The sequence below is a fragment of the Variovorax sp. OV329 genome (genome assembly GCF_900114785.1).
In the GTDB taxonomy this organism is placed as follows: domain Bacteria; phylum Pseudomonadota; class Gammaproteobacteria; order Burkholderiales; family Burkholderiaceae_C; genus Variovorax.
This window is the reverse complement of sequence record NZ_FOUG01000012.1, coordinates 128,885-150,862: the sequence shown is the minus strand read 5'-3', so window position 1 is coordinate 150,862 and position 21,978 is coordinate 128,885. Positions and strand designations below refer to the sequence as shown.

21 protein-coding genes are annotated in these 21,978 nt (G+C 69.6%); 7 read left to right on the top strand and 14 right to left on the bottom strand.

Features of this window, described 5'->3' with window-relative positions:
• The first annotated feature begins 50 nt into the window (after positions 1–50).
• Positions 51–1,094, top strand: a complete 1,044-nt coding sequence (gene queA / locus BM345_RS19925; protein WP_093382534.1) for a tRNA preQ1(34) S-adenosylmethionine ribosyltransferase-isomerase QueA — start codon at positions 51–53, stop codon at positions 1,092–1,094.
• Positions 1,095–1,100: 6 nt separating this feature from the next.
• Entirely contained in the window at positions 1,101–2,273 is a 1,173-nt protein-coding gene (tgt, locus tag BM345_RS19920; protein WP_093382531.1) for a tRNA guanosine(34) transglycosylase Tgt, read from the top strand.
• Here the strand turns inward: tgt and BM345_RS19915 are convergent.
• The 5 genes from BM345_RS19915 to BM345_RS19900 all read right to left on the bottom strand — a co-directional run bounded on the left by BM345_RS19915 (position 2,270) and on the right by BM345_RS19900 (position 7,313).
• Entirely contained in the window at positions 2,270–3,373 is a 1,104-nt protein-coding gene (locus BM345_RS19915) for a serine endopeptidase (RefSeq protein WP_093382528.1), read from the bottom strand. The genes tgt and BM345_RS19915 overlap by 4 nt on opposite strands.
• A 41-nt stretch (positions 3,374–3,414) precedes the next feature.
• Positions 3,415–3,570, bottom strand: coding sequence for a hypothetical protein (locus BM345_RS30200; RefSeq protein ID WP_175545080.1), 156 nt, complete (start codon positions 3,568–3,570; stop codon positions 3,415–3,417).
• Positions 3,571–3,747: 177 nt separating this feature from the next.
• Positions 3,748–4,419, bottom strand: a complete 672-nt coding sequence (locus tag BM345_RS19910) for a phosphatase PAP2 family protein (RefSeq protein WP_093382525.1) — start codon at positions 4,417–4,419, stop codon at positions 3,748–3,750.
• 10 nt (positions 4,420–4,429) lie between these two features.
• On the bottom strand, positions 4,430–6,394 hold the full coding sequence (locus tag BM345_RS19905; RefSeq protein WP_254789830.1) for an MFS transporter: 1,965 nt from the start codon (positions 6,392–6,394) through the stop codon (positions 4,430–4,432).
• A gap of 52 nt (positions 6,395–6,446) precedes the next feature.
• The gene (locus tag BM345_RS19900) at positions 6,447–7,313 is read right to left on the bottom strand and encodes a hypothetical protein (RefSeq protein ID WP_093382519.1); all 867 of its coding nucleotides are present in this window, start codon (positions 7,311–7,313) and stop codon (positions 6,447–6,449) included.
• Between the two features lie 136 nt (positions 7,314–7,449).
• Here BM345_RS19900 and BM345_RS19895 point away from each other — a divergent pair, with 136 nt between their 5' ends.
• Complete coding sequence (locus BM345_RS19895) at positions 7,450–8,220, top strand: helix-turn-helix domain-containing protein (RefSeq protein WP_093382516.1); 771 nt, start codon at positions 7,450–7,452, stop codon at positions 8,218–8,220.
• Positions 8,221–8,230: 10 nt separating this feature from the next.
• Here BM345_RS19895 and BM345_RS19890 read toward each other — a convergent pair whose 3' ends face one another.
• From BM345_RS19890 to BM345_RS19870, 5 genes are all read right to left on the bottom strand, one after another.
• On the bottom strand, positions 8,231–9,517 hold the full coding sequence (locus BM345_RS19890; protein ID WP_093382513.1) for an FIST signal transduction protein: 1,287 nt from the start codon (positions 9,515–9,517) through the stop codon (positions 8,231–8,233).
• A gap of 50 nt (positions 9,518–9,567) precedes the next feature.
• Positions 9,568–10,269, bottom strand: coding sequence for a PhaM family polyhydroxyalkanoate granule multifunctional regulatory protein (locus BM345_RS19885; protein ID WP_093382510.1), 702 nt, complete (start codon positions 10,267–10,269; stop codon positions 9,568–9,570).
• A 65-nt stretch (positions 10,270–10,334) separates the two neighbouring features.
• Positions 10,335–11,246 (bottom strand): copper chaperone PCu(A)C domain-containing protein, encoded by a 912-nt coding sequence (locus tag BM345_RS19880; protein WP_093382508.1) that lies wholly within the window; start codon positions 11,244–11,246, stop codon positions 10,335–10,337.
• A gap of 34 nt (positions 11,247–11,280) precedes the next feature.
• Complete coding sequence (locus tag BM345_RS19875) at positions 11,281–13,545, bottom strand: TonB-dependent receptor (RefSeq protein WP_254789839.1); 2,265 nt, start codon at positions 13,543–13,545, stop codon at positions 11,281–11,283.
• A gap of 149 nt (positions 13,546–13,694) precedes the next feature.
• On the bottom strand, positions 13,695–14,054 hold the full coding sequence (locus tag BM345_RS19870) for a DUF2946 family protein (protein WP_093382505.1): 360 nt from the start codon (positions 14,052–14,054) through the stop codon (positions 13,695–13,697).
• A 68-nt stretch (positions 14,055–14,122) separates the two neighbouring features.
• Here BM345_RS19870 and BM345_RS19865 point away from each other — a divergent pair, with 68 nt between their 5' ends.
• Complete coding sequence (locus tag BM345_RS19865; RefSeq protein WP_093382502.1) at positions 14,123–14,533, top strand: VOC family protein; 411 nt, start codon at positions 14,123–14,125, stop codon at positions 14,531–14,533.
• Between the two features lie 19 nt (positions 14,534–14,552).
• Positions 14,553–15,590, top strand: coding sequence for a toxin-antitoxin system YwqK family antitoxin (locus BM345_RS19860; RefSeq protein WP_093382499.1), 1,038 nt, complete (start codon positions 14,553–14,555; stop codon positions 15,588–15,590).
• A 15-nt stretch (positions 15,591–15,605) separates the two neighbouring features.
• On the opposite strand, the gene BM345_RS19855 is transcribed toward BM345_RS19860, so the two are convergent.
• From BM345_RS19855 to BM345_RS19845, 3 genes are read right to left on the bottom strand one after another with little or no spacing between them, the layout of a single operon-like run.
• Positions 15,606–16,583 carry a Bug family tripartite tricarboxylate transporter substrate binding protein gene (locus BM345_RS19855; RefSeq protein ID WP_093382496.1) on the bottom strand — a complete coding sequence of 326 codons (978 nt, stop codon included), beginning with the start codon at positions 16,581–16,583 and terminating at the stop codon, positions 15,606–15,608.
• Between the two features lie 44 nt (positions 16,584–16,627).
• Positions 16,628–16,837 (bottom strand): hypothetical protein, encoded by a 210-nt coding sequence (locus tag BM345_RS19850; RefSeq protein ID WP_093382493.1) that lies wholly within the window; start codon positions 16,835–16,837, stop codon positions 16,628–16,630.
• On the bottom strand, positions 16,834–18,612 hold the full coding sequence (locus BM345_RS19845; protein WP_093382490.1) for an FAD-dependent monooxygenase: 1,779 nt from the start codon (positions 18,610–18,612) through the stop codon (positions 16,834–16,836). Before BM345_RS19845 ends, BM345_RS19850 begins: the two co-directional genes overlap by 4 nt.
• An 89-nt stretch (positions 18,613–18,701) precedes the next feature.
• On the opposite strand from BM345_RS19845, the gene BM345_RS19840 reads away from it, so the two are divergent.
• A complete protein-coding gene (locus tag BM345_RS19840) occupies positions 18,702–19,475 on the top strand; it encodes a helix-turn-helix transcriptional regulator (protein WP_093382487.1) in 774 nt (257 codons plus the stop codon).
• 15 nt (positions 19,476–19,490) lie between these two features.
• Here BM345_RS19840 and BM345_RS19835 read toward each other — a convergent pair whose 3' ends face one another.
• Entirely contained in the window at positions 19,491–20,567 is a 1,077-nt protein-coding gene (locus BM345_RS19835; RefSeq protein WP_175545079.1) for a fumarylacetoacetate hydrolase family protein, read from the bottom strand.
• 127 nt (positions 20,568–20,694) lie between these two features.
• Here BM345_RS19835 and BM345_RS19830 point away from each other — a divergent pair, with 127 nt between their 5' ends.
• Positions 20,695–21,885 (top strand): DUF3108 domain-containing protein, encoded by a 1,191-nt coding sequence (locus BM345_RS19830; RefSeq protein ID WP_093382484.1) that lies wholly within the window; start codon positions 20,695–20,697, stop codon positions 21,883–21,885.
• Positions 21,886–21,978: the final 93 nt, after the last annotated feature.

Sequence of the window (21,978 nt, the reverse complement as noted above, 5' to 3'; positions counted from 1 at the left end):
CTCTTCTTCCCAACGCCAACCTTGGCACGGGCCCGTCCGGCCCTCAAGACATGCGCACTTTCACGCTTTCCGATTTCGATTTTTCGCTGCCGCCCGAGCTGGTGGCGCAGCATCCCGCGCCCGAGCGCAGCGCATCGCGCCTGCTCGACGGCACCGCCCCCGCGCCGGTGGACCGCATCTTCAACACCCTGCCCTCGCTGCTGCGCAAAGGCGACCTGCTGGTGTTCAACGACACCCAGGTGGTCAAGGCGCGCCTCTTCGGCGAGAAGCCCACCGGCGGCAAGCTCGAGCTGCTGGTCGAGCGCGTGCTGCAGGGCCAGGAGGTGGTGGCGCACATGAAGGTCAGCAAGAAGCCGCCGGTGGGCACGGTGCTGGACATGGTGGGCGGCTTTCGCGCCACCTTGCTGGGCCGGTGGCCGGACGAGAACGGCGCCCTCTTCCGCTTCGCCTTCGAGAGCGACGCGGGCGAGGACCCGTATGCGCTGATGGCCCGCTGCGGCCACGTGCCGCTGCCGCCCTACATCACGCACACCGACTCGGCCGACGACGAGCGCCGCTACCAGACGGTGTTCGCCCGCGTGCCCGGCGCCGTGGCCGCGCCCACCGCCGCGCTGCATTTCGACGAGGCCCTGCTGGCGGAGATGGGCGAGCGCGGCATCGAGCGCGCCAACGTCACGCTGCACGTGGGCGCCGGCACCTTCCAGCCGGTGAAGATCGAGAACATCGCCGAGCACACAATGCACGCCGAGCGCTACCACGTGCCGCAGGCCACGCAACAGGCCATCGCCGACTGCAAGGCCCGAGGCGGCCGCGTGGTGGCCGTGGGCACGACGACCGTGCGCACCCTCGAATCCTGGGCCGCCAGCGGCGAGGCCGAGGGCGACACGCGCATCTTCATCACGCCGGGCTTCGCGTTCCGGCACGTCGACCTGCTGGTCACCAACTTCCACCTCCCCAAGAGCACGCTGATGATGCTGGTGAGCGCTTTCGCGGGCCACGAGCACGTGATGGCGCTGTACGCGCACGCCATCCGCGAGGGCTACCGCTTCTTCAGCTACGGCGACTCGATGCTGCTCGCGCGCCAGAAGGACTGACACCCCATGTTGAACTTCCAGATCCTCACCACCGATTCCGCCAGCCACGCGCGCCGCGCCACGCTCACACTCAACCACGGCGTGGTGCAGACGCCCATCTTCATGCCCGTGGGCACCTACGGCACCGTCAAGGGCGTGATGCCGCGCAGCCTGGAGGAGATGGGCGCGCAGATCATCCTGGGCAACACCTTCCACCTGTGGATGCGCCCCGGCCTGGACGTGATGGCGAGCTTCGGCGGCCTGCACCAGTTCGAGAAGTGGAACAAGCCCATCCTCACCGACTCGGGCGGCTTCCAGGTCTGGAGCCTGGGCGCGATGCGCAAGATCAGCGAGGAAGGCGTGAAGTTCGCGTCGCCGGTCAACGGCGACAAGCTCTTCCTCACGCCGGAGGTCTCGATGCAGATCCAGACCATCCTCAACAGCGACATCGTCATGCAGTTCGACGAGTGCACGCCCTACGACACCAAGGGCCACATCACGACCGAGGCCGAGGCGCGCGTCTCGATGGAGCTGAGCCTGCGCTGGGCGAAGCGCTGCCAGGCGGAATTCGCGCGCCTCTCCAACCCCAACGCCTTGTTCGGCATCGTGCAGGGCGGCATGTTCGAGAACCTGCGCGAGGAATCGCTGGCGCAGCTGGTGGAGCTGGATTTCCCCGGCTACGCCATCGGCGGCGTGAGCGTGGGCGAGCCCAAGGACGAGATGCTGCGCATCATGGCCCACACCTCGCACCGCCTGCCGGCGAACAAGCCGCGCTACCTGATGGGCGTGGGCACGCCCGAGGACCTGGTGCAGGGCGTGGCCGACGGCGTGGACATGTTCGACTGCGTGATGCCCACGCGCAATGCGCGCAACGGCACCCTCTTCTCCCGCTACGGCGACCTCAAGATGCGCAACGCGCGCCACAAGAGCGACCCGCAGCCCATCGACACCAGCTGCACCTGCCACGCCTGCGCCGGCAGCTCGGGCGTGTCATGGGACGACGGCGGGCGCGAGGGTTTCTCGCGCGCCTACCTGCACCACCTGGACCGCTGCGGCGAGATGCTGGGCCCCATGCTCACCACGGTGCACAACCTGCACTACTACCTGAACCTGATGCGCGAGATCCGCGAGTCGCTCGACGCCGCGCGCTTCACGGAATTCCGCGCGCAGTTCAAGGCCGACCGCGCGCGCGGCGTCTAGCCTGGCCGCGTGACGGGCCCCAGCGGCTGCGGGGCCGTCGGCGCATCCGCCTGCGGCCGGGGGAACAGCTGCGCAGGCGTTCCGCAGGCGTGACAGAACTTCGAGAAGGCGCTCTTGCGCGCATCGCACTTGCGGCAATGGTCGAACAGGCCGATGCCGCAGTGCGGGCAGAAATCGATCTCGGTGTTCTTCAGGTCCACCGGGCGCTCGCAGCCGGGGCACACGCCCTTGGCCAGCCGCGCCAGCGCAGTGTCGTAGCTGAGCTCGTCGCGCCGCACCTGGTCGGGCTGCTGCTCGGCCAGCTTCTGCTTCGCGAGGTAGCGGTTGAGCCCCACGATGGCATAGCGCCCCACCAGCACCGTGAGCACGATGCCCACCACGTAGCGCACGTAGCCGCCGTAGCTGGGCAGGTAGGGCACCAGCTCCACGAAGAAGGCGAAGAGCGCGAAGAGGATGAAGCCCCAGACGAAAGGCCAGTAGGGGCTCTTGCGCTTCTTCGCGAAGAGCCAGCCGGCCACCACCAGCAACGGCAGCGTCAGCGCCAGCCGGTACAGGAAGACGCGCAGCTCCACGCGCCGCGCTTCCTTCTCGAGCTTCTCGCCGGCGACCCGCGTGAGTTCGTTCAGCTGTTCGTACGCACGGGACTGGGCCTGCCGGGCATCCAGCGCCACCTGGCGCTGCGCCAGCACCTTCTTCTGCGCCTCTTCCTCGGCCGCCTTCAAGGCATCGAGCGCCTTGGTGCGCGAGATCAGCTCGGCGTCCTGGTCGGGCAGCTGCGTGGCATGCCGCGTGGACAGCCAGTTCGAGAAGGTCTCGCGGGCATTGCGGTTGGCCTGCCGGGCCGCTTCCAGCCGCAGCTGGGCCTGCTCCAGTTCGGCCTGCGCGGACTTCTGGCTTTCCTCGGCCCGCGTCAGCGTGCCGCGCAGGGGCACGGCCGCGCCCTGGTCCATGAAGTCCTCGATGTCCAGCGGACGCTCCACGCGCGGCAGGTCGCCGACGATGGTGCTGCCCAGGCCGGTGAGGAAGCCGGCAAAGATGAAGGCCACCAGCCACAGGCCGCGGCGGAACCACTTTTCGGAAAGGCGCAGGGACTTGCTCATGGGTCAGGAGGCGCGCGGGAAGGCCGCGCGGTGAGGGTCGATCAATGGAAGGGGAAGACGAAGAGCCCGGCCAGCATGGCCGCCAGGGCGATCAGCGCGAAATGGAAGGACGAGGAGATCGTCCGGCGCCAGAGCGTGGTGGAGGGCACCTGGCCGGAATGATCGATGCCCAGGTCGAACTGGCTGGGGCGGCTCATGGTCGCGTGCTCGCATGCGCGTCGGGGTTGCAGGGCTTTGGCATCGAAAACTCCTCTTCGTCTCGGAGATGGAAATCAACGGGACGAATCATCTCTTCTGCCCTGCCCACGCGGCATCGCCAGAGATGAGGAGTGGCGGCTCCGCGACCTGAAAGTATCGCAAATCAATACCGAGCATCACCCGCGCTGCACATGCAGGTCGGCGCGGGTGAATGGCCGGTCGGTGCCCGCCAGCCGCATCGCCACGCGCTCCAGGAGGCCATGCGTGGGGGCGGCATTGCCCGGCTGCTGGTGCACCAGCGGCAGCAGCAGCGTCACCAGCACCAGCGAGGCGCGCAGTTGGGGATGCGCCACGCGCCGCTGCAGCGCCAGGAAGGCTGCACTGGTGACGAAGCCCAGCAGGAAGCCGGTGGTCACTTCGGACCAGGAGTGCGCATAGATCGCCAGGCGCGAAACGCCGATGCCCAGCGCGAGCAGCCAGCCCGCCAGGGCCAGCCCCACCCGCAGTCGGTGCGAGCCGCGCGAGGCCAGGAGCCAGAGCGCCACCGGCCAGACCGCGGCGGTCAGCATGGTGTGGCCGCTGATACCGGTGAAGTTCAGGCGCGCGCTGCCGATGCCCCAGCCCATGAAGGCCAGCTTGCTCAGCAGCACCAGCAGGCTGGCGAAACCGAAGATCAGGATCCAGAGCGCGGCGGCCGGCCAGGTGCGGCGCGAGGAAAGAAGCCACAGCGCGATCAGCGCGGCGGCCGGCAGCAGCAGACCGCTGTCACCCAGCCAGGTGAAGGCATGCCAGAAACCTTCGGGAACGCCGTGAATGGCGCGCCACGCCGCATCGCGCAGGAAACCCATCCGGTCGACCTCAGCCAGCGCTCAGCAGTTCGCCCACGCGGCGATGCAGCAGTTCCGGCTGGGCCTCGGCCTGCGGCAGGGGCGCGCCCACGTTCAGGCCGACGCGGCTCCACATGCCGCGGCGAAAGGGCCGGACCATGGCGACGTTCTCGCCATCGCGCACCTCGACCCGGCTGAAGTAGGAACCCCACAGGTCGGTCAGCGCCATCGGCACCACCGGCACCGCCAGGCCCTCGGCGTGGGCCGCATCCAGGATCTTCTTCATGCCGCCCTTGAAGGGCTGCAGCTGGCCGTCGCGCGTGATGGCGCCCTCGGGGAAGATGCCCAGCAGGTCGCCCTCGCGCAGCACCTGCGCGGCCTGCGCGAAGGCGCGCTCGTAGGCCTCGGGGTCGTCCTTCTGCGACGCGATGGGAATGGCCTTGGCCAGCTTGAAGAGCCAGCCCAGCACCGGCACGCGGAAGATGCGGTGGTCCATGAGGAAGCGGATCGGGCGCGGGCTCGCTGCCATCAGCAGCACCGCGTCCACGAAGCTCACGTGGTTGCACACCAGCAGGGCCGGTCCGTTGTCGGGGATGTGCTCGTCGCCGCGCACCTTGAAGCGGTACACCAGCCGCGACAGTATCCAGGCGCAGAAGCGCAGCAGGTACTCGGGCACCAGCAGGAAGATGTAGAAGGCCACCACCGCGTTGGCGATGCCGGTGAAGAGGAACACCTGCGGAATGGTGAAGCCCGCACCGAGCAGCGCGCCGGCGATGACCGAGCTGCCGATCATGAACAGCGCGTTGAGGATATTGTTGGCCGCGATGATGCGGGCGCGGTGCGTGGGCTGGCTGCGCAGCTGGATGAGCGCGTACATCGGCACGCTGTACAGGCCCGCGAAGAGCGAGAGCAGGCCCAGGTCGGCCATCACGCGCCAGTGGGCCGGCTGCGCCAGGAAGGCGGACAGCCCCATGGTCGGCACCGCCGGCAGGCCGCGCGAGGCGAAGTACAGGTCGACCGAGAACACGGTCATGCCGAAGGCGCCCAGGGGCACCAGGCCGATCTCCACCTGCCGGCGGCTGAGCGTCTCGCACAGCAGCGAGCCGACGCCGATGCCCAGCGAGAACACCACCAGCAGCAGCGAGGCCACCTGCTCGTTGCCGTGCAGAACTTCCTTGGCGAAGCTGGGGAACTGGGCCAGGAACACGGCGCCGAAGAACCACATCCACGAGATGCCCAGCAGCGCGCGGAACACCACCACGTTGCCGTGCGCCAGCTTGAGGTTGCGCCAGGTCTCGCTGACCGGGTTCCAGTTGATCTTCAGGCCAGGGTCGGTGGCCTGCGTGCGGGGAATCACCTGCGCCACGCCGCGCCCTACCAGCGCCAGCAGCACGCAGGACACGGCGACGGCCTCGTGGCCGATCTGCGGCAGGGCCACCAGCAGGCCGCCGGCCACCTGGCCCAGCAGGATGGCCACGAAGGTGCCCATCTCCACCATGCCGTTGCCGCCGGTGAGCTCGTGCGAGTCCAGCACCTGCGGCAGGTAGGCGAACTTCACCGGCCCGAAGAGCGTGGAATGCAGCCCCATCAGGAACACGCAGCCCAGCAGCACCACCGCGTCGGCGCGCAGGAAGCCCCAGAAGGCGATCAGCATGATCACGATCTCGAAGGTCTTCACGAAGCGCATCACGCGCGTCTTGTCGAACTTGTCCGCGATCTGGCCGGCCGTTGCAGAGAACAGCAGGAAGGGCAGGATGAAAAGCGCCCCGATCACCAGGCCCGCCATGGCCGGCTTCATCCAGGCCAGCTGCAGCTGGTAGGTCACCATGACGGTGAAGGCGAACTTGAACAGGTTGTCGTTGGCCGCGCCGGCGAACTGGGTCCAGAAGAAGGGAGCGAAGCGGCGCTGGCCGAGAAGGGCGAACTGGCCGGTGTGCGCGGCCGGCGCGGGGGATGCAGCGGCGTTGGTGTTGTTGCTGCTCGCAAGCGTGTTCAAGGCAAAGCCCTTTCTCATCGAGGCGGAGGATCAGGCGCCTCGCGCCCACGTATCAAACTGTGACAGGTGCTGCCGGCGAATTGTGCATCAGCGGTCGGTCCGCCAATTGCCGGATGGAGTAGAGCACCGGCAGGGCCGCGAGCGCCGCCACCACGTGCTTGAGCGAGTGGCCCGAGACGATGTGCTGCGTCCATTCGAACACCGGACCGTCGCCCACTTCCAGCACCTTGGCCACGGCATAGGCGGCGATGATCCAGCCGAGCTTCAGGTCGAGCGGGCGGGTGCCGCTGCGCACCGGCCGCAGGGTCGACATCCACAGCACCAGCGCTATGCCGCCGAACTGCACCACCGCCCAGGGCATGATGTTGCCCCGCTCGTGGAACACGGCCACCGCCAGCAGGCCCGCGGCCAGGGTGATGCAGGCGGCCGGGAAGCCGAAGCGCGGACTCACCCGGTCCGACACCGCCAGGCCCATCACGCCGGCGAAGGCCACGGCCATGGCGGCGCGGTCGCCGGCCAGGCGCAACACGTCGTCGGGCTGCAGGTGGTAGAAGGCCGAGGCACCGGACACCAGCACGAGGCCGGCAAAGAAGAGCCAGGCGCTGTCCAGTGCGCTGCCGGGCAGTTCGTCGTGGGCGTGGCCCGGCACGGGGCCGTGGTCATGGCCGCGCTCCAGGCGGTGCAGCCGGTGCAGGCCCAGCAGGCCGACGATCAGGAAGGGAAGGTTGCTGAGCACGTCCAGGGCGTTGGGCAGGCCCAACAGGGTTCGGAAGTCGCTCAGCGGCGAGTTGCCCGCGCCGGGCTCCGCCAGGGCGGGGGCCAGCAGGCCCAGCGCCAGCAGCAGGAGGGCCGCGCCAGCCAGCCAGGCTTCCCGGCGTGAGAGGCGGCGGGGAGATTGCAAGGGAATAGATGCACTCATGGCTTCAGGCTCCTTGTAACGTGTTGCGCCGCAATGTAGAGAGTGAACTTCTTCATGGGCATCAACAATCAATACGAGGCAACTATTCGCCTCTTTCGGTACTGTCTGGCTATACCGACGGAGCAGAGAAACTGAGATGAGCACCACCGCCGACCTGGTCCAGGCCCTGAAGAACGAGCTCAAGGGCGCCCGGATGACCTATGCCGACCTGGCCCGCTCGTTGGGCATGGCCGAATCCAGCGTGAAACGCATGCTGGCCAAGGGCGACATGCCGCTGACGCGGGTGGACGCCATCTGCCGGGCGCTGAAGCTCGACTTCGCCGAACTGGCCCGCCGCGTGGCCGACGCGCAGCCGCTGCTCAAGGAATTGACGCAGGAGCAGGAGCGGGCCGTGGTCAAGGACAAGAAGCTGCTCCTGTGCGCCATCTGCGTGCTCAGCCAGTGGACGCTGGAGCAGATCGTCTCCAACTACCGGATCAGCGAGGCCGAGTGCATCGGCTGCCTGGTGCAGCTGGATCGCATCGGCATCATCGAGCTGCGGCCGCAGAACCGCTACCGTCTCAAGCTGGCCAAGACCTTCCGCTGGCGCCCGCACGGTCCGGTGATGGAGTTCTTCCGCGAGGAGGTGGTGCTCGACTACTACAAGGGAGGCTTCGACGGCCCCGCCGAAGGGCTGCTGCTGGTCCATGGCGCCATCAGCCGCTCGCTGGCGCCGGCCTTCCTGGAGCGCCTCCAGCGCGTGGCGCAGGACTTTGCCCAGCAGCACCAGGCCGACCAGAAGATGTCGGCGCGCGACCGCGAGGGCTACACGCTGCTGCTGGGCATGCGCAGCTGGGAGTTCGAGGCCTTCGCGCAGCTGCGTCGGCCCGACTCGCAGCCGGGCCTGCACAAGCTGGCCCGGCCCTGAACGCGAAGGCTCAGTCCGCCACGAAGACGGTCATCACCCCGGTGTAGCCGTACAGGTGGTGCCGCGCGATCTCGCCAGCGGCGAAGAAGCCCACCAGCGGCACGTCGCCCAGCGCGTGGCGCACGATCTGCATCTCGGCCCCCGGCGCGCCGAAGTGCGGCCCGCCGCGGCCCGAGCAGCTCACGTAGATGGCGCCGGATATGCGCCGCGCCGGATGCGGGCTGGCCTCGGCCTCGCCGGCGGCCAGGGCGCTGGCCACCTCGAGGGTCTGCTCCTCGGGCTCCAGCTCCTCGCGGATCTCGGCGCAGATGCGCATCAGGTCGGCCCGCGCGGATTGGGCATTGCGGCGCACGAAGGTCATGCGCATGCCCACCTCGACCTGGTCGGCGATGGCCACTGCCCGGCGCGTGGGGTCCAGCCCGATGATGTGGCGCACCAGCACGTCCGCGCCCAGGTCGCCGGTGCGGCGCAGGCCCTCGCTGCCGGGGCTGGCCAGGCCGACCAGCGTCGCGCGCACCGCCTCGATGGCGTGCATGGGCTCGTCCAGCGAGACCTTCAGGTCGGCCAGCAGCACGTCCAGCGCCGCCTCGCCGTCGATGGTGAGCAGCAGGTTGCCGTCGGCCGCGGTGATCTCGCGCTCGCGCGACACCGGCTGGCAGCCCTGGGTCACGCGCGACACCAGCCGCACGCCCTCGCCGAAGAGCACGCCCGAGAGCCCGCCGGAGAACACCCCGCTGGCGGCGCCCTGCCCCCGGATGTTGCCGTTGCCGCCGATGGCGAACTGCGGCGTCGCCCCGCGCCCGGAGGACAGGCCGCCGAACAGGTAGCCGGTCTCGGTGCGCGCGGACAGGTCGCCGATCAGCTCGGGCAGCTCGTGGGTGGACGGGTCGGCATGCACCAGCGCGGTGAAGGCCTGGAAGTTCTGGTTGGGACCGCCCGAGCGCGCCACGTCGGCGTTGCCCACCGGCGCCACGCCGGAGAACACGCGGAACTGGTCGCTGGGCAGCTCGCACAGCATCACCGCCAGGGCCGGCTCGTCGAAGTACTCGGCATTGTTCGCGGCGATGCCGATGCCCGTGGTGCCGGACCAGTCGGTGACTTCGGGCAGCTCGGCGCCCAGGTGTTCGAGGATCTCCTGCGCATGGGGGGCGAAGAGGTCGGTGATGTAGAGCAGGCCCAGGCTGGGCGATGCGGCGTAGTCGGGCTGGGTCATCTGGGCGCGCAGTTGCGCGAGGACCAGGTCCGCGGCCGTTCGCCATTGGGGATGGGTGGCGTGACCGGAGGGGAAAAGCTTCATGGCGAGACGCGAGCGGGGAACGGCCCCGCGCGCGGCCCCCATTACAGCACTTAACGCTGGCGCGAAGTGCTGCTGCGCTTGCGGGCGGGGGGCTTTTTGGCCGCGGGCGCCTTCGCCTCGCTGGCCGCCTTGGCAGGAGCCTTGGCTGCCTGCTTCTTTGCTGGCGCAGCGATGGACGGCATCTTGAGCTGCGCAGCTTCCTGCAGCGCGGTGGTGGCGATCTGCTGGAACTGCTGCGTGAGCGCGCCCCACAGCTGCATCGGGTCGATGACCGAGGCTGCGGCGGGCTTGCCCGTGGGCTCCTCGGCCTCGGCCTCGGGCTTCTCCTTCTCCTTCGCCGGCTCGGGCTCGGACCTGGGCGGCGGAGCCTTCGCTGCGGCCCCGGCCGTGGACGCCGCCGCGCCGCCGGTGAAGGCCTTGGCCAGGTCCTCCATCTGCAGGTTCATGCCCTGCAGCGTGGACAGCGTCATGCGCTGCACTTCCAGCGCCTGGATGGTGGCCTTGAGCGCATGCAGGTTCTGGTCGAGCCAGAACTGCACCGCCTTGAGTTCCTGGATGCGCTTGTCCACCTCCTCCACGCTCAGCGTGGGCGCGACCCAGCTGGAGACGCCGGGCAGCCCCGGGATGCCCGGCATGCCGGGCAGGCCCGCCTTGGCTGCGGCGCCCGCCGCACCGCTGCTGGTCGCCAGGTTCTTGAGGAAGTCGAAGCCGGGAACGAACTGTTCGAAGAAGAAGGACGGCTTGTCGCTCATCGGAGGTCTCCCGGCAGGTGGTGGTTGTTGGCCGCCGAGCTTATACCCGGGCAGGCCGGCCAAGTTCAGTGCTTGTGCTGATGCTCGCCAGCGCTGTCACCGGCCGCACCGCCGGGCGCGCTCACGGCCACCGGCACCTGCAGCGTCTGCTCGCTGGCCACGCCCTTGGCGTCCATGAAGCGCAGCGTGATCGGCACCGTGGCGCCGGCGGCGACGGGCTGCTTCAGGTCCATCAGCATCAGGTGGAAGCCGCCGGGCGTGAGCGCCACGGTCTGGCCCGCGGGCAGGTCCAGCCCCTGGCCGAGGGCGCGCATCTTCATGGTGTCGCCTTCCATCTTCATCTCGTGCACCTCGGCCACGCCGGCCACCGGCGTGGAAGCGCCCACCAGGCGCGTGGCGGCCGGCGACTTGAGCTTCATGAAGGCACCGGTGCCGCTCTGGCCCGGCACGGCGCGGCGCACCCAGGCGTCGCTCACCTCGACCGGCGCGGCGCTGCCGGGTGCGAGCACCATCAGGCGCGCGGCCGGGAACTCGGGCCTGGCCGTGTCGCCGGCCGGGACCTGCGCCCAATCGGCGCTGCCCACGTCGCAGGTCTGCAGCACCTTGAACCACAGCGGGCCCGGCTTGGCCTCGAGCTTGCCGCGCACGATGAACTGCGCCTTCTCGTCGCCGGGCAAGGCGTTCTGCGGCGCGTTGGCCTTCCAGCTGATCTCGCCGCTGCTGCTGGCCAGGGTCCAGCCCTCGCGCGGCTCGGCCTTCTGCACGCTGAAGCCGGCCGGCACGCGCACCGTGAGGCCGGTGGTGGCCTTGGCCTCCTTGCAGGCATGGCCGACGCGGAAGGCGGCCACGTAGTCGCTGCCGGTGGCGGCGCTGCCTTCGGCCAGCGTGACGTGGGCGAAGGCGCCGTTGCAGGCGAGCAGGCTGGCGGCGGCCAGGATGGCGCGCGGTGCGCGGCGGGAGATGTTCGAGGGGTTCATGTCATGGCCTCCGGGTCGGAAAGAAGGATAGTGCTCACAGGTCGAAGCGCAGCTGTGCCGTGTAGGTGCGCTGCGGGTAGGGGTGGAAATTCCAGTACTGCTCGTTGTTGAGGTTGTCGATGCCGAAGGCGGCCGACCACTGGCGGGTGATCTGGTATCGAACCCGCACGTCCACCACGAAGTACTTGCTGGCGCCGAAGTAGGCGTCGCCGTTCACGTCGCTGTTGTCCAGCGTGGAGTACTGCTGGCCGCTGTAGCGCGCGGCGCCGGTGACGGCCCAGCGCGCGTCCGGCCGCCAGGTGGCGTAGACGGTGGAGCGCCAGCGCGGCACGCGCGGCTGCCACTTGCCCACGCTGGCGGGAAAGGCGGCGTTCTCCACCGTCTTCGAGTCGGCGAAGGTCAGGCTCGCGCCCATCTCCAGGCCCTTGATCCACACGTCCTGGCCGCTGTAGGCCAGCTCGAAGCCGGTGGTGCGCACCTTGTCCACGTTCTGCACCCGCGAGATGACCGGGTTGGTGCCGGGCACCTGCTGGCTGTAGAGCGCGTCCTGGGTCTCTTCGTGGAAGAGCGTGGCGCGCGCCAGGCCGTTGCCCAGGTCCTGCTCGGCGCTTAGCTCGCCGGTCCACGACTTCTCGGGGTGGAGGTTCGGGTCGTTGACGAAGGCCAGCGCGCCGCCAGACGTGGCGCCGTACAGCTCGCCCACCGTCGGAAAGCGTACCGCCCGGCCCACCGAGCCCTTGAGCACGGTGCTTTCGTAGAGCTGGTAGGCCAGCGCCGCCTTGGGCGAGAAGTCGGACTCGCTGCGCTGCGGGTAGCCGAGCCGGCTGGTGGCGGTGGCGCTGAGGCCGTCGCTGGCGGTCCAGTCCTCGTAGCGCAGGCCCAGCACCGCCTTCCAGCGCGGCGCGAAGGACCAGCTGTCCTGCACCCAGGCGCTCCAGGTCTCGGTGCGCCCGCCCACTTCGCTCACCAGGCCGCCGGCCGGCCCGACCAGCCAGCTGCCCAGCACGTTGCTCTTGACGATGTCCAGCTTGTACGCGTCGCGGCCGATGCCGAAGTCGACGATGTGCGCCCCGCCTGCACCCTGTGGCCGCCAGGTGCCCTTGGCCGCCAGCGTGTTCCAGCCGGTGCCGTCCTGGTCCTGCAAGGTGCCGGCGCCGCCGTTCGCGGCCTGCGGCAGCGCGATGGTGGGCGAGCGCTGCTGGTCCTTGGCGTAGTCGTAGAGGCTGGCGCTCAGCTCCCAGTCCCAGGTGCCGCCGGTGCGGCTTTTCACCGACAGGCCGTGCATGTAGTGGGTCTGCTCGTCGTTGGTGAGCGGGAAGGCCGTGGGCGCCAGGTTGAAGCTGCGGCCCTCGATGTTGATGGGGCCGCTGTACACCGGCTGGCCGGCGCCATTGCTCAGGTAGCTCTGCGGCCGGCCTTCCGAGGTGTTCTGCCACCAGCCCAGCACGTAGGTGGCCCGCACGGTGCCGGAGAAGTCGTAGGCGAGCTTGAGCTTGGCGTGGTCCTGCACCGAGTGGTACTGCGTGCCGGTGCCCAGGATGTACCAGGGCTGGTTGGTGGTGTTCAGGCCCCGCACGTAGCCGCTCACCGGCACGCCCGCGGAGCCCGGCACGCCCGAGGCGACCGTGGCCGTGGTAAAGGTCAGCGGCTGGCCCTGGCTGTCGGTGCGGTTCAGGTCGATCCACCAGGACCAGTCGCCGCTCCTGCTCCCCAGCGAGGCGCTGGTCTGCCAGCTGTTGAAGGTGTCCTTGGAGTTGTAGAGGCTGAAGGGCTGAGAGGAAAAGCCGGCCGAGACGTGCGCCTCCAGCTCGGTGGGCATGCGGGTCACGTAGTCCACCACCGCGCCGGCCGAATTGCCCGGGTAGGCGGCCGAGAAGGGGCCGTACATGACGTCCACCCGCTCGATCTCCTCGGGCGTGACCATGCCCCAGCGCGGCGCGTAGTTGGTGCCGTTGGCGATGCCGTTGCCCAGGTAGTTGGACAGCAGGATGCCGTCCGCATACACGGCGGAGCGCGCGCTGTTGCCCGTGCCCGAGGCGCGGGTGGACAGGATGGCGTGGTTGTAGTCGCCGATGTAGCGCTTGCGCACCAGCAGGCTGGGCAGGTACTTCAGCGCATCCTCGCTGTCGGTGGCGTTGATGCGGGTGTCGATTTCCTCGCGGGTGATGCCCTCGATGGTGGTGGGAATCTGCGTGGGCAGCGAACTGGGCTGCCCGCCGGTGACGGTGACAACGCCCAGCGACTTGCTGCGCTCGGGCGGTGCGTCGGCGGCCTGGCCCCAGGCCAGGGGCGCCGACAAGGCGGGAAAGGCGGCGACCAGCGCCAGCCAGGAAAAAGTGGGATTCACGATGGACTCGCTGGCGCCGTGCACTGGCGCCGTTCCTGTCGCAAGGGCCGCAAGCGCCGGGCCGACGGATCGGCCAGGCGCGGCGGAACGCTTTCAGGCGATCAGACGAGCGCGGGCGGCCCGCGCGCCGGCAGCGGCGCAGCGGTCGCGGCGGCCAGGCGGGCCGCGGGAATGGACTGGACGGCGTGGCCCAGCGGGAGGGGATGGACGAACCGGGCTGCATCGACCGCCGGCGGCGGTGCCCCGGTCAGCGTACACAGTGGGCAGTCCAGGTGGTTGGCGCCCAGTTCGCGGGCGCCGTCGTCGGTCTTCACCACCATCTTGATGGCGCCGGCACTGGAGCACACCAGCTCCATCGATTGCGGGTTCACCAGCGGCGAGGCCACTGCCACGCCCAGCGACAGCACGAACCACAGCAGCACGAGGCGGCCGAGTTGCGGGAGTCGTCGAAGGGCTTTCATGGTGTCGGAATTATCCGCCAACGCTCACATGGGTAGACAATGCTGCGACAAACGACACGAAATCTCACATGTCCATCTTCCACCTCGCCTTCCATGTGCGCGACCTCGACGAGGCCCGGCGCTTCTATGGCGACGTGCTGGGCTGCGCCGAAGGCCGCAGCACCGACACCTGGGTGGATTTCGATTTCTTCGGCCACCAGATCTCCCTGCACCTGGGCGAGCCCTTCGCCACCACCCGCACCGGCAAGGTCGGCGATGCCATGGTCCCCATGCCCCATTTCGGCCTGATCCTGGAGCTGGCGCCCTGGCAGGCGATGGCTGCGCGGCTGCAGGCCGCCGGCACCGACTTCGTGCTCGCGCCCCAGGTGCGCTTCGAAGGCGAGCCGGGCGAGCAATGGACGATGTTCTTCTGCGACCCCTTCGGCAACCCGATCGAGGTGAAGGGCTTCAAGTCGCTGGCCAGCGTCTACGCCACCTGAGGCGAGGGGCACCGCAACCATGAAGCTGGCCGGCGGCATCCTGTTGGCGCTCCTCTGGGGGCCGGCGATTGCCGCTTCGCCGGCCGCGGCGGTGTGCGAAATCGACGGCCGGGCGGTGCAACTCTCCGACCCCGCCAGCACCGCCGGCAAGAGCGGCGTGCTGCGCTGCAAGGACCCGCACACCGGCCGGCTGCTGCGCGAATCGACCTACGACAGCGGCCAGGAACTGGGCCTGACCCGCAGCTTCCACCCCGACGGCAAGCCCCGGCGGGTCGCCTGGCGCGCCGAACCCGGCGGCGAGCGCGCGGTCGCGGAGTTCAACACCCGCGGCCAGCTCACCTTCCTGCGCTGCGCCGACAAGCCGCTGCTCGATCCGGCGGTGGACGACCAGCGGCTGTGCGGCTTCGAGAAGCTGCCTTCGACGGTGGCCCTGTACGACGACAAGGGCGTGCTGCGCTCGCGCCTGGTCTTCCTCAATGGCCGGCGACTGAAGGCCGAGAGCCTCTACGACAACGGCCAGGTGGCCTCGGTGGAGGAACTGAGCGGAAACCAGCGTGTGGAGCGCCAGTTCTCCTCGGCCGGCATCAAGCGGCGCGAGTCGGTGGCACTGCTGCTGGACCGCAACCGCTCGGTGCGCCAGCGCACGCTGGAGTATTCGGAGCGCGGCTGGCTGGTGCGCGAGCAACGCTGGGACACCAACGGCGAGCTGGTGCGCGAGGACAGCTACTACACCAACAACGGCCAGCCCAAGACCAAGTTCAGCTACAGCGGCGCCGGCCCGGCCCGCGTGGTGGACGTGGTCGAATACTTCGAGAACGGCCAGCGCTCGGCGGAGGGCCGTTTCCTGGCGCCTGCCGGCGCGCCGCTGCTGGCGGTGGGCACGCACAAGCGCTTCAACGACCGCGGACTGCTGGTCTCGGAGAGCGTCTACGACGACAAGGGCCGCGTGCAGCAGGAGCGCAGCTGGAACGACGCCGGCGAACTGGTCAAGCGCGACGCCCCCGCGCCGGCGGCCAGCGGCGCGGTCGAGGCGGTCTCCAGGCCGCCTTCGCAATAGGCCGGATCGGCCGGATCAGTCCAGCTTGACGCCGGTGGCCTTGATGATGGGGCCCCAGCGCTGCGATTCCGCACGCGCCAGCGCGAAGAACTGCTCGGGCGAGCCGGGCATCGCTTCCATGCCGAAATCGGCGAAGCGCTTCTGAACCGCCGGCGTGGTGAAGGACTTGTTCAGCTCCGAGTTCAGGCGCTGCACCACCGGCCCCGGCAGGCCGGCCGGGCCCAGGATGCCCTGGAAGGCGAAGACCTCGCTGTTGGGCACGCCCACCTCGGCCAGCGTGGGCACGTTGGGCAGCAGCTTGGAGCGCTGGGCCGAGCCGATGGCCAGCACCCGCACCTTGCCCGACTGCATGATCGACAGGCCCGAGGCCAGGTCCAGGAACATGCAGGGCACCTGCCCGCCCATGACGTCGGCCATGGCCGGCGCGGCGCCGCGGTAGGGAATGTGGGTGATGAAGGTGCCCGTGCGGTTCTTGAACATCTCCATCGCCAGGTGGTGCGGCGAGCCGTTGCCCGGCGAGGCGTAGTTGAGCTTGCCCGGGTTGGCCTTGGCATAGGCCAGGAAGGACTTGAAGTCCTGGGCCGGAAAGTCCGGGTTCACCACCAGCGCCAGCGGGAACTTGCCGATCGCGCCGATGTAGCTGAAGTCCTTGCTCGGGTTGAAGGGCAGCTTGTTGAACAGGTGCTCGTTGAAGGCCAGCACCGCGTTGTCGGCCGACATGATGGTGTAGCCGTCCGGCTTGGCGCGGGCCACGATCTCGGCGCCGATGTTGGTGGAGGCGCCCGGGCGGTTGTCGATCACGATCTGCTGGCCCAGCGAGACGCGCATCGCCTCGGCCAGCTGGCGCGCGATCACATCCGTGCCGCCGCCGGCCGGATAGGGCACCACCCACTTGATCATCTGGTCGGGGTAGGCGCCCTGTGCACGGGCCCAGGGGGCGGCCAGGGTGGCGCCGGTGGCGGCCAGGCTGGCCAGAAGCGTTCTGCGATCCATCGAAAAGTCTCCTTGTTGGTGATGTTGGTTGCGAGGATGTGTCCTCATGCGGACAGCGATGGTATCGGCAGCGCCTTGAGCGCATCGTCCAGTGCCTTCATGCAGCGCGATTCCTCGCCGACCTGCTCGAACAGCAGCAGCGCCAGCCGCGCCAGGAAAAGCGACTCGCGCTCGCTGCCCGCCTCGCTGATGGCGCGGGCGCAGGCGGCGTAGACACGGTCGCGCGACTCGGGCGCCAGGGCGTGGGGGTTCATGCGTTCTCCTTGACGGTGGCACCGAGGGCGGCAGCGCGTTCGATGGCGCGCAGCAGCGCGCCGGCGGGCGGCTGGCGCCAGCGCGCCGCCACGTGGCCGTCGGGCCGCAGCAGGTAGACGGCGCCCTCGAGCGCGCCGAGGGCGGCAAAGGCCGGCTGAGTCTCGGGCGTTAGCGAGAGTTCGTGCAGCCGCACCGGTAGCCCGCGTGCGACGGCCTGCGCGACTTCGGCGGCGCAGGCGCCCAGTTCCGGGCCGGCCTCGGCCTTGAAGGCCAGCACGGTGAAGTGCGGGCCGATCAGGTCGGTGAGGTGCGCTTCGCCCGCCAGTGCCTGCTCGGGCATCGCTTCGCCCGGCCGCGGACCGGCGGGCAGTTCGTCGCTGTCACTCGACAGCGGCGACTGCGCGTAGTGCACCGCCTGCGTCTGCCGCGGGTTGATGAGATTGGCGATGCCGCGATGCTCACCCGACAGCGACAGCGCAGCCTCGCGCAGCAGGTCGAAGCCGCGCGAGGGCGGGGACATGAACTCGGTGCTGCGCATCGCGCTCTCGGCGTTGATGTGGAAGGCGGCGATGCGCTCGCTCGAATAGCTGTCCAGCAGCGAGGCGTCGGCCACGCCGCGCGCCACCAGCGCCAGCTTCCAGGCCAGGTTGTCGGCGTCGTCGAAGCCCGAGTTGAGTCCGCGCACGCCGAAGATGGGCATGGCATGCGCCGCGTTGCCTGCAAAGAGGATGCGGCCGTCGCTGCCGTGGCGGTAGCTCTGCAGCGTCATCGCGCCGGCGCGGTAGATCGAGGTCCACACCGTCTTCCACGGCAGGTGGCCTTCGCCGATGGCTTCCAGGTGGCGGGTGACGAACTCGCGCACGTTCTCGGGTTGCAGGGCGGTCTCGCTGTCCTGGCCGGCGCGCAGCTGGTAGTCGATGCGCCAGATGTCGTCGGGCTGGCGGTGCATCAGCACGGTGGAGCCGGGGTTCCACGGGGGGTCGAACCAGGCGCGGCGCTCGGTCGGATGCCTGCTGTGCAGCTCGATGTCGATGATCACGTAGCGGCCTTCGTAGGCCGTGCCTTCCAAGCTCAGGCCCAGCGACTTGCGAACGAAGCTCTGGCCGCCGTCGCAGGCCACCATCCAGCCGGCGTGCAGGGCGTAGCTGCCCAGCGGGTTGCGCGCCTGCAGCGTCAGGCCGGCCTCGCCCCGGTCCTCGAAGCCGGTGAGCTCGGTGGCCCAGCGGATGTCGATCAGCCCGGGGGTGGCGGCGTTGCGCCGGACGATCTCGTCCAGCAGGTACTGCTCGATGTAGTACTGCTCCAGGTTGATCATGGGCGGCAGCTTCTGCTGCGCGTCGTTGGGCATCTCGAAGCGGAACACCTCCTCGGTCTTGTAGAAGCTGGTGCCGCCGGTCCAGGCGAAGCCCTTCTCGAGGAAGGCCTGCAGCGCGCCCAGGCGCTCCACGATCTCCAGGCTGCGACGCGACACGCAGGCCGCGCGGCTGCCCACGCAGACCGTGTCGTCGGCTTCCAGGATGACGCTGCGCACGCCGTGGTTGGCCAGGCCCAGCGCCACCGCCATGCCCACCGGACCGCCGCCCACGATGACCACCGGGTGGCGGCCCGGCTCCATGCCGTTCTCCAGCGGCGGCAGCCAGGGCGCGAAGCGCGTGTAGCGGAAGTCGCCCACCGCGGGCGGCAGCGCATCGCCGGACAGCAGCGGCGCCAGCGGGCCGATGGCGGCATCACCGGCGCGGGCCGATGGCGTGGGGGTGAGGACGCTGGTGTTCATGCGAAGGGATTGTCCGGATGTGCCACAGGCCACGTTGTCCTAACTTCGTACGAAGTGAAAACCCTGATCTTCTCCTTCGAGCGGGCCGCATGAGACGCTGGCGCCTCTCCCCTGCCCCGCCGGCCGCCTTCGCCTCGCCGGTCGTGCTGACGCTGCTCTCGGGCGTGGGCACGCAGCATCTAGCGCGCAGCTACCTCGATGCGATGCATCGCCTCATGCCCGTCACCTTCTGCACCGTGTTCGCGGTAGGCGGCAGCGGCCGCATCGAGACCGTGTCGGCCGCCAGCAGCTACGGCAGCACGGCCGAGCGCACCGCCGAGCGTTACGTGGCGCAGCGCTTCGACCTGCAGGACCCGAACATGGTGTGGCTGGCCGCCCGCGCCCTGCCCAAGCGCCCGCAGCTGTGGCTGGGCCACCAGCGGGCCGAGGAAGTCGCCGACCCGGCCTACCGCGCCGCCTGCTATGGCGACGTGGGCATCCGCGAGCGGGCCTCGGTGCTGCTGCTGCTGCCCGGTGGCCAGCGCGCCGCGGTGAGCTTCTACCGCAGCCTGGCGCAGCCCGAGTTCGGCGCGTCGGATTTCGAGGTGATCGAGGCGCATGCCGAACTGCTGGCCGCCGCCACCGCAGCGCATGGCCGCAGCGCCGCCGCCACGCAGGGTGTCGTGCAGGCCGAGTTCGGATCGCGCCTGCTGGGCCTGAGCCTGCGCGAGCGCGAGGTCATCGACCAGCTGCGCGCTGGCCGCACCGCCAAGGAGGCGGCGCGCGAACTGGGCATCGAGCTGAGCACGGTGCGCACCCACCAGTACCGCGCCTTCCGGCGGCTGGGCATCCGTACGCAGAAGGATCTGCTGCGCGCGGCCTGATCCGACGACGCTCCTTCAGTCCTCGGAGCGCTCTTCGCTGTCGTTGCCTGCGGCCTCGGCCTTGGCAGCGGCCCGGGTCCTGGCACCCGGCGCAACCACTTCCTGGTCGATGGCGCCGAACAGCGAACGGCCATCCAGCCCCTTCATCTCGATGCGGATGGTGTCGCCGTACCTCATGAACTCGGTGCTGGGCTGGCCGTCCAGGATGGTCTCGATGCAGCGCTTCTCGGCGATGCAGCTGTAGCCCTTGGGCCAGTCCATGCGGCCGTCCTTGCGCTCCACGCCCTTGTTGCTCACGGTGCCGCTGCCCACGATGCTGCCGGCGCGCACGTTGCGGGTCTTGGCGATGTGCGCGATGAGCTCGCCGAAGTGGAAGGTCATCTCCGGGCCGGCATCGCACATGCCGACCTTGCGGCCGTTCCAGGTGCTCTGCAGAGCGAGGTTGACGCGTCCCTTGTCCCAGGCCTCGCCCAGTTCGTCGAGGGTGACGGCCACCGGGCTGAAGGCGGTGGCCGGCTTGCTCTGGAAGAAGCCGAAGCCCTTGGCGAGCTCCGCCGGGATCAGGTTGCGCAGCGACACGTCGTTGGCCAGCATCACCAGGCGGATGCCGTCCAGCGCCTGCTCGGGCGAGGCGCCCATCTTCACGTCGCCGGTGACGACCGCGATCTCGGCCTCGAAGTCGATGCCCATGGCCTCGCTGGGCACCGTGATCGGGTCGCAGGGACCGATGAAGTCGTCGCTGCCGCCCTGGTACATGAGCGGGTCGGTGTAGAAGCTCTGCGGCACCTCGGCATTGCGCGCCTTGCGCACCAGCTCCACGTGGTTGATGTAGGCCGAGCCGTCGGCCCACTGGTAGGCGCGCGGCAGCGGCGACATGCACTGCTGCGGATCGAAGGGGAAGGGGTGGCGCGCGCGCCCCTGGTTGAGCGCGGTGTACAGGTCCTGCAGCTGCGGGCTCAGGAAGCTCCAGTCGTCCAGCACCTGCTGCAGGCGCGCGGCGATGCCGGTGGCGTAGTGGGCGAGCGAGAGGTCGCGCGAGACGACGACCAGTTGGCCGTCGCGCGAGCCGTCCTTGTAGGTGGCGAGTTTCATGATGCTGCTTCTGCGCGCGTGCCGCCCGGCGCAAAAGGGAGGGCGGCACGACGACTAAACTGGGGCGAACGGGCAGTGTAGCGAGGCTGAACCTTCGGCCCGCCGGCGCTTCCAACGAACACGCCCCATGAGCCTGCCCAACGAAACCGCCCTCCACGACTCCAGCTGGCGCCAGATCGCGCTGGTGACGGTGCTGGTCGTGCTCGTGCATGCGGCGCTGCTGGCCACGCTGCCGCAGTGGGGAGGTCAGGAGGCGCCGCTGCCGCTGGAACAGCGCTTCGTCACCCGCACCATCGTGCTGGCTCCACCGGTGGCCCCGGCGCCGCCGGCGGCAGAAGCCGCCCCCAAGGCAACTCCGAAGAAGGCGGCCGAGCACCACGCCGCCCCGGCACCACGGCGCAGCGCCGCTCCGCACCCGGACCCCGCGCCGCAGGAGGCATCGCCACCGGCCTCGGTCATGGCCACCGAGGACGCGGCCGCCGCGATGTCGCGCATCGAACTCACGCCGCCACCGCTGCCCGAAGCGCCGGCCGCCGCCGAACCCGCCCCCGTCAACGCAGCCGGCGCCAGCGAGGGAAAGGGCACGGCCGCCGGCAGCACGGCGGGCACCGAGGGCCAGGCGGGCGCCGGCGACGCGGAGGGCGCCGGCTACGCGCCCCCCGGCGCCGGCCAGGACAAGAAGGTGCATGCCTCCGTGCGCCTGAATTTCGAGATGCTGGGACAGCGCGGCGTGCAGCCCTGGAAGGGCGTGTTCGGCGAACTGCTGTGGCTGCAGGACGGCAGCGAATACAACGCCCGCCTCGCCTTGAAGGTGATGTGGAAGACCATTCGCAGCCAGACCAGCGTCGGCCACGTGGACGCGGGCGGCATCGTGCCCGATCGCTTTTCCGAGACGCGCAAGACCGAGGTGGCCTCGCACCTGGTGCGCGGCGAGAACAAGATCGTCTTCAGCAACAACGCGCCCAGCGTGCCGCTGCTGCCCGGCGCGCAGGACCGCCTCAGCGTCGTGATGCAGCTGGGCGCCCTGCTGGCGGGCGATCCGGCGCGCTATCCCGAAGGCAGCCGCATCGCCATCCAGACCGTGGGGCCCAAGGACGCGGGCATCTGGACCTTCGTCGTGGAAGGCACCGAGCGCATCAGCGTTCCGGCAGGCGAATACGAGGTGCGGCGCCTCTCTCGCAGCCCGCGTGGCGAGTACGACTACAAGCTGGAGCTGTGGCTGGCGCCCGAACTGGGCTGGCTGCCGGCGCGCATGCGCCAGACCCAGCAGGATGGCGACGTGATCGACTTGCAACTGCGGGATCTGTCACCACCTTGAGGCATGGCGGCAAGAAGGCGATGAATCGGCGACCCGATGCGCGCAGACTTCTTGCGCAACTCATGAGAAAACGCACGTCAGGCGCCGCGGACC

Coding starts and splice junctions, on each gene's coding strand:
- BM345_RS19855 (WP_093382496.1), bottom strand. CDS start 16,583: ATGGATCGCAGAACGCTTCTGGCCAGCCTGGCCGCCACCGGCGCCACC.
- BM345_RS19910 (WP_093382525.1), bottom strand. CDS start 4,419: ATGGGTTTCCTGCGCGATGCGGCGTGGCGCGCCATTCACGGCGTTCCC.
- BM345_RS19890 (WP_093382513.1), bottom strand. CDS start 9,517: ATGAAGCTTTTCCCCTCCGGTCACGCCACCCATCCCCAATGGCGAACG.
- BM345_RS19860 (WP_093382499.1), top strand. CDS start 14,553: ATGAAGCTGGCCGGCGGCATCCTGTTGGCGCTCCTCTGGGGGCCGGCG.
- BM345_RS30200 (WP_175545080.1), bottom strand. CDS start 3,570: ATGAGCCGCCCCAGCCAGTTCGACCTGGGCATCGATCATTCCGGCCAG.
- BM345_RS19900 (WP_093382519.1), bottom strand. CDS start 7,313: ATGAGTGCATCTATTCCCTTGCAATCTCCCCGCCGCCTCTCACGCCGG.
- BM345_RS19840 (WP_093382487.1), top strand. CDS start 18,702: ATGAGACGCTGGCGCCTCTCCCCTGCCCCGCCGGCCGCCTTCGCCTCG.
- queA (WP_093382534.1), top strand. CDS start 51: ATGCGCACTTTCACGCTTTCCGATTTCGATTTTTCGCTGCCGCCCGAG.
- BM345_RS19885 (WP_093382510.1), bottom strand. CDS start 10,269: ATGAGCGACAAGCCGTCCTTCTTCTTCGAACAGTTCGTTCCCGGCTTC.
- tgt (WP_093382531.1), top strand. CDS start 1,101: ATGTTGAACTTCCAGATCCTCACCACCGATTCCGCCAGCCACGCGCGC.
- BM345_RS19835 (WP_175545079.1), bottom strand. CDS start 20,567: ATGAAACTCGCCACCTACAAGGACGGCTCGCGCGACGGCCAACTGGTC.
- BM345_RS19845 (WP_093382490.1), bottom strand. CDS start 18,612: ATGAACACCAGCGTCCTCACCCCCACGCCATCGGCCCGCGCCGGTGAT.
- BM345_RS19830 (WP_093382484.1), top strand. CDS start 20,695: ATGAGCCTGCCCAACGAAACCGCCCTCCACGACTCCAGCTGGCGCCAG.
- BM345_RS19850 (WP_093382493.1), bottom strand. CDS start 16,837: ATGAACCCCCACGCCCTGGCGCCCGAGTCGCGCGACCGTGTCTACGCC.
- BM345_RS19915 (WP_093382528.1), bottom strand. CDS start 3,373: ATGAGCAAGTCCCTGCGCCTTTCCGAAAAGTGGTTCCGCCGCGGCCTG.
- BM345_RS19895 (WP_093382516.1), top strand. CDS start 7,450: ATGAGCACCACCGCCGACCTGGTCCAGGCCCTGAAGAACGAGCTCAAG.
- BM345_RS19870 (WP_093382505.1), bottom strand. CDS start 14,054: ATGAAAGCCCTTCGACGACTCCCGCAACTCGGCCGCCTCGTGCTGCTG.
- BM345_RS19865 (WP_093382502.1), top strand. CDS start 14,123: ATGTCCATCTTCCACCTCGCCTTCCATGTGCGCGACCTCGACGAGGCC.
- BM345_RS19880 (WP_093382508.1), bottom strand. CDS start 11,246: ATGAACCCCTCGAACATCTCCCGCCGCGCACCGCGCGCCATCCTGGCC.